This is a genomic window from Nocardioides pinisoli (assembly GCF_024199985.1).
In the GTDB taxonomy this organism is placed as follows: Bacteria; Actinomycetota; Actinomycetes; order Propionibacteriales; family Nocardioidaceae; genus Nocardioides; species Nocardioides pinisoli.
The window spans coordinates 105,127-117,843 of sequence record NZ_JANARS010000002.1 but is presented as its reverse complement, the minus strand read 5'-3'; the positions used below and the strand labels follow the sequence as shown (position 1 = coordinate 117,843).

Below are 12,717 nucleotides of genomic sequence, written 5' to 3'. Positions count from 1 at the left end.
GAAGTCAGTCCGGGTGGACTGCTCCGCACATCGTAGGCCAGAGGCTCCCCGCGAGGCGAATCACTGTCCAGCCCCTCTCCTGAGCGGTGGCCGAGCGTGGATCCGCCGGCCCGGAGACGTCCACAGCCGCGGCGTGCGGACCGTCGTCCACAGGCCTGTTCGACGCCGTTCGTCCTGCCCTCGCGGCCGGAGCAGGATCGGCGGATGCGAGCCGTCCTCGGAGCCGTCCTCCTCCTGCTGCTGCTCGGTGTCGCCGGGCCGTCCCGGGCGAGCCCCGACGAGCCCGTCGGCGTGTGGCCGCTCGATCCACGGCCCGACGTCGTCCGCCACTTCGAACCTCCTCCCACCCCGTACGCCGCAGGCCACCGCGGCGTCGACCTGGCCGGGTCACCCGGGCAGGCGGTGCACGCCGCGCTGGCGGGGACGGTCGGCTTCGCGGGCTCCATCGGGGGCAAGCCGGTGGTCACGGTGCTGCACGGCGGTCGTCGTACGACCTACGAGCCGGTCGTCGCGTCCGTCGAGCGCGGCCAGCCGGTGGCCGCCGGCGACGTGCTCGGCCGGCTCGTGGTCACCGACAGCCACTGCTTCCCCTCCGCCTGCCTGCACTGGGGACTCGTCGAGGGCGAGGGCGACGACCGGACCTACCTCGACCCGCTCTCCCTCGTCGGCGGCGGCCCGGTGCGGCTGCTCCCGCTGTGGCGCGACGACCCGGTCACCGTGCGACTCCCGTGGAGTCCCCCGCTCTGGCGCTGGCGGCGACCGGTCGACTGGGTCGCCTGAGCACCCGACCTCCCGCCGCTCCCCCGACGAGGCGCGGTCAGGCGCGGGGGTGGGCCTGCTGGTAGGCCCGACGCAGGCGGTCGGTCGTGACGTGGGTGTAGAGCTGGGTCGTCGCGAGCGAGGCGTGGCCGAGGAGCTCCTGCACGGAGCGGAGGTCGGCCCCGCCCTCGAGCAGGTGGGTGGCGGCCGTGTGGCGCAGGCCGTGCGGTCCGATGTCGGGAGCTCCGGGCACACCGGCGATGCGCCGGTGGACGAGCTCGCGGACCGCCCGCTGGTCGATCCGCCGGCCACGCACCCCCAGGAACAACGCCGGCCCCGAACCCTCCACGCGCAGCCGCGGCCGACCGTCGGCCAACCAGCGGTCGATCGCCCGCCCGGCCGGCGTGCCGTAGGGCACGGATCGCTCCTTGCGACCCTTGCCGAGGACGCGCACCACCCGGCGCTCGTCGTCGACGTCGTCGATGTCGAGCCCGACGAGCTCGCCGACCCTGATCCCGGTCGCGTAGAGAAGCTCCAGCATCGCCACGTCGCGGACCCCGACAGGAGTGCCGTCGTCGGCGAGGTCGGCGGCCGACCGGATCAGCGCCTCGGCCTCGTCGGCCCGCAGGACGGGCGGGAGGGTCTTGTGCTTCTTGGGCGAGCCGAGCGCGGCGCCGGGGTCGGTCGGCACCCGGCCGGTCCGGTGCAGCCAGGCGGTGAAGACGCGCGCGGCCGTGGCGCGTCGCGCGATGGTGGTCCGGCTGCGGCCCGTCGTCTGCAGCCGCGCCAGCCAGCTGCGCAGCGCGCGCAGGTCGAGGTCGGCGACGTCGGTGACGCCAAGCCGCTGGCAGTGCTCGAGCAGTCCGGAGACGTCACCGAGGTAGGCCCGCACGGTGTGCGGGGCGAGGTCGCGCTCGGACACGAGGTGGCGCTCGTAGTCGCCGAGGAGGCGGACGAAGGACTCGGGAAGGTCCTCCCCCTGCTCCTGGTGGGGGGCCTCGGGCTTGCTCACCTCCGCAGCGTAGGCGGGCGACTGCTCCTCACGCGTCAGGCACGAGCCGCCAGCCCTCGTCGGTGAGCTGCACGAACCGTTTCGACCGGAGCCGGCGCAGGGCGCCCTCGGTCGTGCGGAGGGAGAGCCCGCACAGCCGGGCGATCGAGTCCACCCGCGCCGGCTCGCTGACCGGCACCCACTCCACGACGTTGCGCTCGGTCGGGGTGAGCGCGTCGCGCGGACGCTCCTCACCCCGCGGCGGGTCGACGAGGTGGTCCCCCGCCGCACTGATCAGCTCGAGCACCTCGGAGCCGTGGGTGACCACGGCGCCTCGACCCTCACGCAGGAGGTTGTTGACGCCGCGCGAGGTGTAGCTGGTGACCGGGCCCGGCACGCACATCACGTGGCGGTAGAGGCTCTCGGCCCACCCGGCGGTGTTGAGGGCGCCACTGCGCAGAGCCGCCTCGACCACCACGGTGCCGCTGGTGATGGCGGCGATCAGCCGGTTGCGGGCCAGGAACCGCGGCCGCGTCGGCGCCGACCCCGGTGGTTGCTCGGACACGACGGCGAACTCGGCGGCGAGGTGCTGGAGCAGGCGTCGGTTCTGTGCGGGATAGACCCGGTCCACCCCGCACGCCAGGACGGCGGCCGTCGCGCCGTCGGCGGACAGCGTGGCGTCGTGCGCCTCGAAGTCGATGCCGAGTGCGCCGCCCGAGACGACCGGCACACCGGAGAGGGCGAGGTGCTCGCAGACCGCGCGGGCCATCTCCACGCCGTAGACCGATGCGGCTCGTGAGCCGACGACGGCGACCGACGTGGCGAGCTCGTTGAGCGGCATCGGACCCTTCACCCAGAGCCCCGGCGGCGTGCCCCCGAACCCGTCCGCGGTGATGGCGTCGTCGAGCTGGTCGAGGCTGGCGGGCCACTCGGGGTCGCCCGGGACGAGGAAGCGGATGCCGCACCGAGCGGCCTGGTCGAGCTGGCGGGCCGCGTCGACCTCCGCCAGCCGCTGCGCCAGCATCTCCCCGGGCTCGCCCTCGCTCGTGGCCCGCGCCTGCTCGAGCGCGCGCTCCGCGCCGATCTGACGCACGAGGGACGACGTCGTACCGTCACCGGGCTCCACCGCGCAGCTCAGCGCCACTCGAGCGAGGCGCTCGCGCTCGAGCACCTGACTCACCGGCTCCTCACCCGGCGGCATCGACCGCAGGTCCGCCGCCGTCATGACGCCGCTCGCACGACGCCCGCGGGCAGCGAGCGCGTGCAGTCGTCGGACCGCAGCGCCATCGCGATCTCGGCCTCGCGCTCGCCCGGTCTCACCACACCGGCACAATCCGCGACCGTCCAGGCCAGGCGCTGCACCCGGGTCATCCCACGCCGGGTGAGCCTGCCCTCGGACAGCTCCTTGTCGACGAGACGCTGGCCCCCGGGCTCCAGCGGCCAGCGCTCCACCAGGGCCGGGCCGGGACAGGACGAGTTGAGCAGCCACGAGCAGTCGCGGTAGCGGCGGGCCTGTCGCAGCCTCGCCTCGGCCACCCGGGCCCGCACGTCCGCGGACGACTCCGGTTCGGCGCCGAAGGACACCCCCCTGCGCCGGCCCTGCGGTCGCACCTCCATCCAGATGTCGACCCGGTCGAGGATCGGGCCGCTGAGCTTGCGGCGGTAGTGGGAGCGCACGACCTCGCCGCACTCGCAGCTGCCGCCGGACAGGCCGTGGAAGTTGCCGCACGGGCACGGGTTGGCCGCGAGGACGACCAGCGAGCGCGCGGGATAGGTGGCCGACTCCTCCCCACGCGCGATCGTCACCTCGCCGGACTCGAGCGGCTCCCGCATCGCCTCGACGACGTCGGAGCGGAAGTGGGGGAACTCGTCGAGGAAGAGCACGCCGTGGTGGGCGAGGCTGACCTGCCCGGGCCGCGCCCGGCCGGTGCCGCCGCCGAGCACGCTCGCTGCGCTCGCTGAGTGGTGCGGGGCGAACCATGGCGGACGGCGCACCAGCCCGCTGCCCTCCGGGAGGACGCCGGCCACGGAGTGCAGGGCCGTCACCTCGAGCGCCTGCTCGGTGGTTAGGTCGGGCAGGATCGTCGGGATCCTCTCGGCGATGGACGTCTTGCCCGTCCCGCGAGGACCGATGAGCATCGTGGGGTGCCCGCCCGCCGCGGCGACCTCGACGGCGTAGCGGACGTCCTCGAGACCGTCGAGGTCGCGGAGGTCGAGGTCGGCCAGGCGGTCCGCGCCCCGCCACGTCGCCAACGGGCTCGACGACGGTCCGACCACCGGGTCGGCCTCCGGCACCTCGGCACCGCGCAGGACGGCGGACACCTGCGACAGGGACCGCACCCCGAAGACCGTCATGCCCGGCACCAGCCCCGCCTCACCGGCCTGCGGCTCGGGGACGAAGACGCGGGTGATGCCGTGGGCCGCCGCGGCGATGACCATCGGCAGCACGCCGGGCACCGGACGCAGGCCACCGGCGACCGACAGCTCGCCGATGAACGCCCAGCCCTCGAGCAGGTCGGGCGTCAGCTCCTCGTGCTTCTTGTCGGCCGCCATCACCGCCACGGCGATGGCGAGGTCGTAGTGGGTGCCGCTCTTGGGGAGGTCGGCGGGGGCGAGCAGGATGGTCACCCGCTTGGTCGCAGGCCACCGGCCGCAGTCGTTGTTGATCGCCATCCGCACCCGGTCGCGCGCCTCCGACAGGCTCTTGTCGACCCGCCCCACGATCGTGGTGTTGACCAGGCCGGGAGAGACGTCGACCTGGACGTCGATGACGTGCCCGTCGGCGCCCTTGAGCGCCAGCGAGCGAGCGGTCGCGAAAGCCATCAGCCGACCCCCTCGACGTGCTCGACCTCGACCGGTCGCCCGCGCGGGGCCAGCACGCCCACCAGGTCGATGCGGATGTCGTCAGGGTGGCAGTCGTGCACGAGCAGCCACCGCGCCCCCAGCCGTCGCAGGCGGTCGGCCTTGCGTCGGTCGACCGCCTCCAGCGGCGCGCCGTAGTCGGTGGACGTGCGGGTCTTGACCTCGCAGATCACCAGGACGTTGCCGTCGCGCAGCACCAGGTCGATCTCGCCGGCGTCGCAGCGCCAGTTGCGGTCGAGCAGGACCAGCCCGAGCCGCGCCAGGTGTCGCGCCGCGATCGTCTCGCCACGCTCCCCCAGCCGGCGACGGTGCTCGGCAGCGGGGTCGCGGGCGAAGGGGGAAGCGGCAGCTCGTCGGGCCATCGTGGGTGCCTTCCGGTGGGCAGGTTCTGGGAGGAACCAGCACACCGCGCGGCGGCGACGGTGGGGGGCGGCGGGGAGCGGGGGCTGTGGAGGACGGCTTCCGGGGACCGCCTGTGGACGGTTCGTGGCCATCGGCCCGCGGCGACGCGCCACACGCGCACCGTCGGCGTACGGCTGGCCATCGGCGCCGGGCGACACGACCTGTGGGGGCAGTCCGACACTTCGTGGGGGTTGCAACGGCCACCAAGTGGCGGACTCCCCACTCGAGCGGGGAGTCCGCCAGCCGGTGCCGGGCCCTCCCCGGACAGACGGCTGACGGCTGACGGCAGACGAGCGGTCAGTCCTTGGGCGGGTCGATGTCCTGCGGTGCGAGCTCCTCGACGTTGACGTCCTTGAACGTCAGCACCTTCACGTTCTTCGCGAAGCGCGCGGGGCGGTACATGTCCCAGACCCAGGTGTCGCTCATCGAGACCTCGAAGAACACGTCGCCGCTCTCGGAGCGGGCCTTCACGTCGACCTGGTTGCACAGGTAGAAGCGGCGGTCGGTCTCCACGACGTACTTGAAGATGCCCACGACGTCGCGGTACTCGCGATAGAGGGTGAGCTCCATCTCGGTCTCGTACTTCTCGAGATCCTCGGCGCTCATCGGTCCTCCTCGGTGGTGCTGCCCGGCCCTGGGCCGAGACTAGCCACCTCCTCCGCACCGACCGGCTCCAGGCCCGCGGCGCGCCGTACGTTGACGAACCGCATGCGGTGCACCGGGCACGGGCCGTGCCGGGCGAGCGCCGCCTCGTGGTCGGCGGTGATGTAGCCCTTGTGGGTGCGGAAGTCGTAGTGGGGCCACTGGTCGTGCAGGTCGACCATCAGCCTGTCGCGGGTCACCTTGGCGACGACCGAGGCGGCCGCGATGCAGGCAGCGACCCGGTCGCCCTTCCACACCGCCAGGCCGGGCACGCCGAGGCCGTCGACGGGGAAGCCGTCGGTGAGGACATACGACGGCCGCGTCCCGAGGCGGGCGACCGCGCGCCGCAGCGCCTCGAGGTTGGCCACGTGCATGCCGAGGCGGTCGCACTCCTCGTTGTCGATCACGACGACCGACCACGCCAGGGCCCGCTTGACGACCTGCGCGTAGACGCGCTCCCGGGCCGCCTCGGTGAGCAGCTTGCTGTCGGCCAGGCCGGGCACGGTGCCCGCCTTGCCCGGCGGGAGGATCACGGCGCCCGCGACCAGGGGCCCGGCGCACGCACCCCGACCCGCCTCGTCGACGCCCGCGATCGGCTCCAGCCCGGCCCGCCTCAGGGCGCGCTCGTAGCCGTAGATCCCGGCGTCGCGTCGCACGGTCACCCCGCCCGGCAGGGGCGCGGGCGGCGGCTGGGGCGAGGGCGTCACGGGGTCGGGTCCGGCACGTCCTCGAACGTGGCCGGACGGGTGTTCCAGCGGAAGCGGTCGGCGGGCCACAGCAGCACGAAGACCTTGCCGACGACCAGGTCGACCGGGACGAACTCGTCGCCCGGCACGCACTCGGTCTCGTCGGACTGGCACATCTTCTGCGAGCTGTCGGCCGAGCGCGAGCGGTTGTCGCCCATGACGAAGATGTGGCCGTCGGGGATGGGACCCACGCTCCACTTCTCGTCGCAGGCGCCGTTGGTCGGCATCGGGCCGTTGCAGCTCGCACCCCCGCGCTTGACGTAGTCGGACTCGTCGAGCGGCTGCCCGTTGACCACGAGACGTCCCTGGTCGTCGCAGCACTCGATGGTGTCGCCGGCGACGCCGATGACGCGCTTCACGAGGTGGCCACCGGTCGGGTAGAGCCCGATCTTGGCCATGACCTTGGCGACGGGGTTGGTCGGACCGGCCGAGTCGACCGGCGGCAGCCAGCCACCCGGGTCCTTGAAGACCACGACGTCGCCCCGCTCGGGCTCCTCGTCACCCCAGTAGGAGACCTTCTGGATGAGGATCCGGTCGTTGAGGATCAGGCCCGGCTCCATCGACTCCGACGGGATGTAGAAGGCCTGGACGAAGAAGGTCTTGATGACGATCGCGAGCACCAGCGCGACGCCCAGCAGCAGGATCGTCTCCTGCCACAGCGGCAGCTGCTTGCGCTTGCTGCGACCGGTCTTCCGCCCCGACACCTGTTGGGTGCGACCACTCATCGCGCCATCCTCCGACTGCTCCCCCGCACGCGACGACCGCGGTTCCTCCCCCGCTGAGAGGGACGAGGAACCGCGGCCATCAGAAGTCACTTCCAGAGACTAACCAGTCCCTGGTCGAACTCGCGCCTCGCGACGCGGTGCGACAGATCACGCCTCGCGGCGCTCCTTGATCTTGGCGGCCTTGCCGCGCAGGTTGCGCAGGTAGTAGAGCTTGGCACGGCGCACGTCGCCCCGGGTCACGATCTCGATCTTCTCGAAGATCGGGGAGTTGACCGGGAAGGTGCGCTCCACGCCGACGCCGAAGGAGACCTTGCGGACGGTGAAGGTGCGGCCGATGCCCGAGCCGTGGACGCGGATCACGACGCCCTGGAAGACCTGGACACGCGAGCGGCTGCCCTCGATGACCTTGACGTGGACCTTGACGGTGTCGCCGGCGCGGAAGTCCGGGACGTCGTCACGCTTGATGGCGGTGCCGAGGTCGGCGATGACGTTGGTCATGACGTTGCTCCTCGCGAGTGCCACAGGTCAGCCGCGGATTCTGGTGGTGATGGACTTGGCTGGTGCTCGGTGCGGCCGGCCGTCGCGCCCCCTGTGGCAGGTGCGGTGCGGCGGGACCCCGGCGCGGCGCATCGGCTGATGCATCCGGGCGTCCCTGGCCTCGAGCGGACCAAGGGTGAAGTCTGCCAGAGCGTGGCGGTCAGCGTGAAATCCGCTTCCGGACGTCCTTGGTGAGCACCACGGCACCCGGCGGGGCCGTGCGGTCGGGGCGCAGCCGGAAGCCGGCCCTCTTGTACATCCGCAGGTTGTCCGTCGACCCCGCCCCGGTGAAGAGGACGTACGTCGTCACGTCGGCGGGAGCGAGTCCCTCGACCAGCTCGAGCAGCGCGCGCCCGAGACCCCGGCCCTGGAGGTCGGGCGCGACCATGACGCGGCCGATGTCCCACTCGCCGTGCGCGTCGACGCGACCCCGGACGGCCCCGACCAGGCGGCCCGACGACGGCTCGCGCGCGACCATGACGGTCCACTCCCCCAGCCCGCGGCGTACGTCGTCCAGCGACTCGCGCAGCGCCGGGATCTCCACGCCCGGGTTGGCCTCGAGCTCCTGCAGCCAGCACGCACGTTGCAGTGTGTAGAGCTCACCGGCGTCGGCGGGGACGGCAGGGCGCACGTCGAGGTCGGCGAGGGCGCCGACGAGTCCCGTCGCCGGCAGCAGGTCGGGGCGGCGATCAGCCGTGCGGCGCGCCGCCTGCTCGCGACGCCACGCGGCGATCCGGGCGTGGTCGCCGGACAGGAGCACCTCCGGGACGTCGCGCCCGTTCCAGGAGGCCGGCTTGGTGTAGACGGGGTACTCGAGCAGGCCGTCGGCGTGGGACTCCTCGACCAGCGACTCGGCGTTGCCCATGAAGCCGGGCAGCAGGCGCACGACCGCCTCGGTGATCGCCAGGGCGGCCACCTCGCCGCCGTTGAGGACGTAGTCGCCAAGAGAGATCTCGCGCACGGTGCCGAGCGTGGCGGCGTGCTCGACGACCCGCTGGTCGATGCCCTCGTAGCGGCCGCAGGCGAAGACGAGGTGGTCCTCCTCGCTCAGCTCGTGGGCGAGCGCCTGCGTGAAGGGCTCGCCGCTCGGAGTGGTGAAGACGATGGTCGCGCCCCGCGCGACCGCGTCCAGCGCCTGCCCCCAGGGCTCGGGCTTCATCACCATGCCGGCGCCGCCGCCGTAGGGCGTGTCGTCGACGGTGTGGTGGCGGTCGGTCGTCCACTGACGCAGGTCGTGCACCGCGAGGTCGAGCAGGCCCTTGTCGCGGGCCTTGCCCGGCAGGCTCAGGTCGAGCGGGGCGAGGTAGTCGGGGAAGATCGTGACGACGTCGATCCTCACGGACGGGCCTCGTCCGCGTCGTCGGGGAAGGGCGACACCAGGCCCGGGCGGTCGGCGACCACGACACGACCGGCCTCGAGGTCCACCTCCGGGACGAGCGCCGTCACGAACGGCACGAGCGCGTCACGACCGTCGGCCGTGCGGACGGTCAGCAGGTCCTGCGCCGAGCCGTGGACCAGGGCCTTGACCGTGCCCAGCGGCGTGCCGTCGACGTCGACGACGTCGAGGCCGACGAGCTGGTGGTCGTAGAACTCGTCCGGGTCCTCCGGGGTCTCGTCGTGGCCGATGGTGGCGTGCAGGACGGTGCCGCGAGCGGCCTCCGCCGCGCTGCGGTCGGCCAGCTCCTCGAAGGTCACCAGGAGCGTGCTCTGGTGCCACCGCGCGCGAGAGACGGTGAGGCTCGACGGCCGCCGGTCCGCCCCGGCGGGGGCCTCGGCGCGCAGCGTCGTACCGGGGGCGAAGCGACGCTCGGGCTCGTCGGTGCGTACGTCGAGGGTGACCTCGCCGCGGATGCCGTGCGGCTTGCCGATGCGGCCGACCACGACCTCGATGTCACCCTGCTCTTGATCGCTCACGGCCTCAGGGTAGAGGGGCTTGCGCACGAGTCCCCCCGCGACTCGACCGCGACGGTCGGCGCCGCCGGGCGAGCGCCGCCGACTGGCGCGGGATCAGCGGGGAAGGTCGTCCTCGACATGTCGGGACGAGGCTCCCCGGTGTCAGGAAATGACACCGGCCCGGTGGAGATCCGAGATCTCCACCGGGCCGGTCTGCTGAGCTGTGCTGGCTACCGCCGGCTCTACCGCCGTCGGTCGGTGTCGACGCTGTTTCAGATGCTTCGTCGACACCGGCAGGTGCGGGCTGCTACCGCCGTCGGTCGGTGTCGACGAAGTCGACCCGGGCACCGCCGCGGCCCGCGAGGGCCGAGACGACGGTGCGGAAGGCGGTCGCGGTGCGGCCGTTGCGGCCGATCACCTTGCCGAGGTCGTCGGGGTGCACCCGGACCTCGAGGATCGAGCCGCGACGCAGCTGCTTGTCGCGGACGACGACGTCGTCGGGGTGGTCGACGATGCCACGCACCAGGTGCTCGAGAGCCTCGGCCAGCATGATCAGGCCTGCTTGTCCGCGTCGACGCCGGAGGTGTTCTTGCCTGCGTCCTCAGCCGTGACGTTCTCGAGGTCGGCGTTGGCGTCCGCGGCGCCCTCGGGCGTCTCGGAGGCCGGGACCTCGGCAGGCGCCTCGGCGGCGGCCGGCTCCTCGGCCTTCTTCTCGGCCTTCTTCTTGGTGGTGGTCGCGGAGCCCTTCGACTCGGCGGACACCTCCTTGAGGGCCTCGTTGAAGATGTCGAGCTTGGAGCGCTTGGGCTCCTTGACCTTGAGGGTGCCCTCGGTGCCCGGCAGGCCCTTGAACTTCTGCCAGTCACCGGTGACCTTGAGGATCGCCTCCACGGCCTCGGAGGGCTGCGCGCCCACGCCGAGCCAGTACTGCGCCCGGTCGGAGGTCACCTCGATGAGCGAGGGCTCCTCCTTGGGGTGGTACTTGCCGATCTCCTCGAGCACCCGGCCGTCGCGCTTCTTGCGCGAGTCGACGACGACGATGCGGTACTGCGGCACCCGGATCTTGCCCAGGCGCTTCAAGCGAATCTTGACGGCCACGTTTGTGGTGTCTCCTCAGGAATTGTCGTGAGTGAGGGACCGTTCCCAGGTGGGGTCACCGGTGCTGGTCCTTCGAAGGGCGCTGCGTGCTCGGATGAGAGGGTCCGGGCGCGCAGGACACGAGGAGCGATTCTGCCAGACGGTGGCCGGGTGCGACCAATCCGGTCGCTCAGCCGCCCGTGGTGGCCCGGCAGACCGCCTCGAAGAGGTCGTCCTCGGACATCGCCTCGTCGAGCGACGCGTCCTCGTAGCGCGTCGTGACGCCGTCGCGGGTGACGTGGCCGGTGAACGTGCCGACCTCCCCGGGCGGCTCGACCGAGGTGCCCACCACCCGGAGGATCGACGGGCCACCGACCGGCCCGACGTCCCAGATCGTGCCGGTGGTGACGACGGTGGTGGTGGAGGCGTCACCGGGCACCGCGAACGGCTCGAAGAACCGCACGTGGCTGGTGATGGTGGCGCTCGTCGGTCCCCCCGGCGAGGTGCTGAAGTGGTCCACGTCGTGCATCCGCACACGGCGGTCGTAGTTGAGGTAGTCGTGGTCGTAGTAGCGGGTCGACCAGCGGTCGGAGACGTACCTGTTGTGGAGCGGGACGTGGCACGGGAGGTCGACGGGCGCCCACCCGCTGTCGAGGTGGCGCTCGCCGGTGCACACCGGCCCCGTCGGGCGGAGCCGGCAGGTGAACGGCGCGAAGGCGGAGTCGAGCGTGGAGGGGACGAGGAGTGACTGGTCGACCTCGGGTGGGCGGTCCGCCACCGCTGCGGCGGGGACGGCGCAGGCGATGCCGGCGGCCAGGACGAGGGCACGCGTGACGAGAGAGTTCATGGGAGGGCTCCTCAGGGCTGGGTGACGTGGGGAACAGCCGCCAGGCGGGTGGGCGGTTGACCCTCACTGCTCCTGTCTGGACCAGGACCCGACCACCATCAGCCGCTCCTCGGCAGCCAGCGCACCGTCCGGGTCCTCCAGCCGCAGGTCGCCACCGACGATCCGCCAGGCGACCGCGACCGTGCACCCGGAGCACCCGAAGCCGGTGCTGGTCAGGACGAGGCGCCCTCGGGCGTCGTACGACACGGTGCCGCGGTCCCCGACCGACCACCCGCCCGGATAGCGACCGCTCTGGCTGTAGAAGGCACCGTCGAGACTGAGGACGAGCGGCAGCCGGTCGGCATCGCCGAAGTTGTCCCGGAGGAAGTCGGCCCCCACGCCGAGCGCCCGGGCCTCGGACCGCGTGACGGTGCGGCGCCAGTCGGCGTCCGGGACGGTGGCACCGGGGGTGGCGCCGGGTGTGGCGCTGGGGGTCGCGCTGGGGGTGGGGGTCGTCGGGACCGGCGCCGCTGGCTCCACCCCGCGCCCGGGACCGCCGGCACCGTCGTCACCGCCCACGGCGACGAACCAGGCGGCCGAGACGCCCGACCCCAGCACCACCGTCAGGGCTGCGACCGCCACCGCCCGGCGACGGCGGTGGCGCCGCCGCAGCCGGTCGAGCCGGACCTCGCCCCGCGGGTGGAAGGACGTCGCGTTGGCCTCGAGCCCACGACGCAGGCGCTCATCGACGGACATCACCCACCTCCTCCCCCAGCGCGACGGCGAGCCGGTGCCTGGCGCGGTGCAGGTGCTGCTTGACGGTGGAGTCCGACACGCACAGCAGCTCGGCGATCTCGTGCACCGGGCGGTCCTCCCAGTAGTAGAGGACGACGGCCGCCCGCTGCATGGGCGCCAGCTCGGCCACGGCCCTCGCCACGTCAGGGTCCGGGAGCTCGTCGTACGACACCTGCTGGGCGAGCCGCTCCTTCTCCGGGCGTGCCGCCGCGCGCTGGACCTCCCGCACCGCGATCCGGATGGCGACCCTGCGCACCCACGCCTCGGGACGCTCGTAGGTCGACACGGTGCGCCAGTGCCGCAGCAGGCGGTAGAGCGCCTCCTGCGTGATGTCCTCGGCACGGTCGCGGTCGCGCACGATCAGGAACACCGTCCGGGACACGGGCGCGAAGCACGCCCGGAAGTACCAGTCGTACTCCTGCTGGTCAGCGGCTCGCATGCGACGCCTCCATGACACGACAC

Annotated in this window: 16 protein-coding genes; 1 reads left to right on the top strand and 15 read right to left on the bottom strand. The window is 72.8% G+C overall.

The genetic code is table 11. The features are described 5' to 3' along the window. Positions 1-204 precede the first annotated feature (204 nt). Positions 205-780 carry a M23 family metallopeptidase gene (locus tag NCI01_RS04545; protein ID WP_254180292.1) on the top strand — a complete coding sequence of 192 codons (576 nt, stop codon included), beginning with the start codon at positions 205-207 and terminating at the stop codon, positions 778-780. A 37-nt stretch (positions 781-817) separates the two neighbouring features. Here the strand turns inward: NCI01_RS04545 and NCI01_RS04540 are convergent, their stop codons facing one another. From NCI01_RS04540 to NCI01_RS04470, 15 genes are all read right to left on the bottom strand, one after another. Beyond that, complete coding sequence (locus tag NCI01_RS04540) at positions 818-1,771, bottom strand: tyrosine recombinase XerC (protein ID WP_254180291.1); 954 nt, start codon at positions 1,769-1,771, stop codon at positions 818-820. A 28-nt stretch (positions 1,772-1,799) separates the two neighbouring features. Beyond that, the gene (dprA, locus tag NCI01_RS04535; protein ID WP_254180290.1) at positions 1,800-2,975 is read right to left on the bottom strand and encodes a DNA-processing protein DprA; all 1,176 of its coding nucleotides are present in this window, start codon (positions 2,973-2,975) and stop codon (positions 1,800-1,802) included. After that, positions 2,972-4,573, bottom strand: coding sequence for a YifB family Mg chelatase-like AAA ATPase (locus NCI01_RS04530; RefSeq protein ID WP_254180289.1), 1,602 nt, complete (start codon positions 4,571-4,573; stop codon positions 2,972-2,974). The genes dprA and NCI01_RS04530 overlap by 4 nt, the downstream gene beginning before the upstream one ends. Then, positions 4,573-4,974: a YraN family protein gene (locus NCI01_RS04525; protein WP_254180288.1), complete on the bottom strand. Its 402-nt coding sequence runs from the start codon at positions 4,972-4,974 to the stop codon at positions 4,573-4,575. Before NCI01_RS04525 ends, NCI01_RS04530 begins: the two co-directional genes overlap by 1 nt. A 337-nt stretch (positions 4,975-5,311) precedes the next feature. Then, positions 5,312-5,620 carry a DUF2469 domain-containing protein gene (locus NCI01_RS04520; protein ID WP_254180287.1) on the bottom strand — a complete coding sequence of 103 codons (309 nt, stop codon included), beginning with the start codon at positions 5,618-5,620 and terminating at the stop codon, positions 5,312-5,314. Beyond that, the gene (locus tag NCI01_RS04515) at positions 5,617-6,318 is read right to left on the bottom strand and encodes a ribonuclease HII (protein WP_254180764.1); all 702 of its coding nucleotides are present in this window, start codon (positions 6,316-6,318) and stop codon (positions 5,617-5,619) included. Before NCI01_RS04515 ends, NCI01_RS04520 begins: the two co-directional genes overlap by 4 nt. 41 nt (positions 6,319-6,359) lie before the next feature. Continuing rightward, entirely contained in the window at positions 6,360-7,127 is a 768-nt protein-coding gene (gene lepB / locus NCI01_RS04510) for a signal peptidase I (protein ID WP_254180286.1), read from the bottom strand. 147 nt (positions 7,128-7,274) lie between these two features. Then, complete coding sequence (rplS, locus tag NCI01_RS04505; RefSeq protein WP_129454738.1) at positions 7,275-7,625, bottom strand: 50S ribosomal protein L19; 351 nt, start codon at positions 7,623-7,625, stop codon at positions 7,275-7,277. Between the two features lie 199 nt (positions 7,626-7,824). Continuing rightward, on the bottom strand, positions 7,825-9,003 hold the full coding sequence (trmD, locus tag NCI01_RS22570) for a tRNA (guanosine(37)-N1)-methyltransferase TrmD (RefSeq protein ID WP_254180285.1): 1,179 nt from the start codon (positions 9,001-9,003) through the stop codon (positions 7,825-7,827). Further along, entirely contained in the window at positions 9,000-9,578 is a 579-nt protein-coding gene (gene rimM / locus NCI01_RS04495) for a ribosome maturation factor RimM (protein ID WP_254180284.1), read from the bottom strand. The genes trmD and rimM overlap by 4 nt, the downstream gene beginning before the upstream one ends. A 286-nt stretch (positions 9,579-9,864) precedes the next feature. After that, a complete protein-coding gene (locus NCI01_RS04490; RefSeq protein ID WP_091196877.1) occupies positions 9,865-10,107 on the bottom strand; it encodes an RNA-binding protein in 243 nt (80 codons plus the stop codon). 2 nt (positions 10,108-10,109) lie between these two features. After that, positions 10,110-10,655, bottom strand: coding sequence for a 30S ribosomal protein S16 (gene rpsP / locus NCI01_RS04485; RefSeq protein ID WP_254180283.1), 546 nt, complete (start codon positions 10,653-10,655; stop codon positions 10,110-10,112). Between the two features lie 169 nt (positions 10,656-10,824). Further along, a complete protein-coding gene (locus NCI01_RS04480) occupies positions 10,825-11,481 on the bottom strand; it encodes a hypothetical protein (protein WP_254180282.1) in 657 nt (218 codons plus the stop codon). Between the two features lie 63 nt (positions 11,482-11,544). Beyond that, positions 11,545-12,216: a hypothetical protein gene (locus NCI01_RS04475; protein WP_254180281.1), complete on the bottom strand. Its 672-nt coding sequence runs from the start codon at positions 12,214-12,216 to the stop codon at positions 11,545-11,547. Next, positions 12,203-12,694 (bottom strand): RNA polymerase sigma factor, encoded by a 492-nt coding sequence (locus NCI01_RS04470; protein WP_254180280.1) that lies wholly within the window; start codon positions 12,692-12,694, stop codon positions 12,203-12,205. The genes NCI01_RS04475 and NCI01_RS04470 overlap by 14 nt, the downstream gene beginning before the upstream one ends. Positions 12,695-12,717 lie beyond the last annotated feature (23 nt).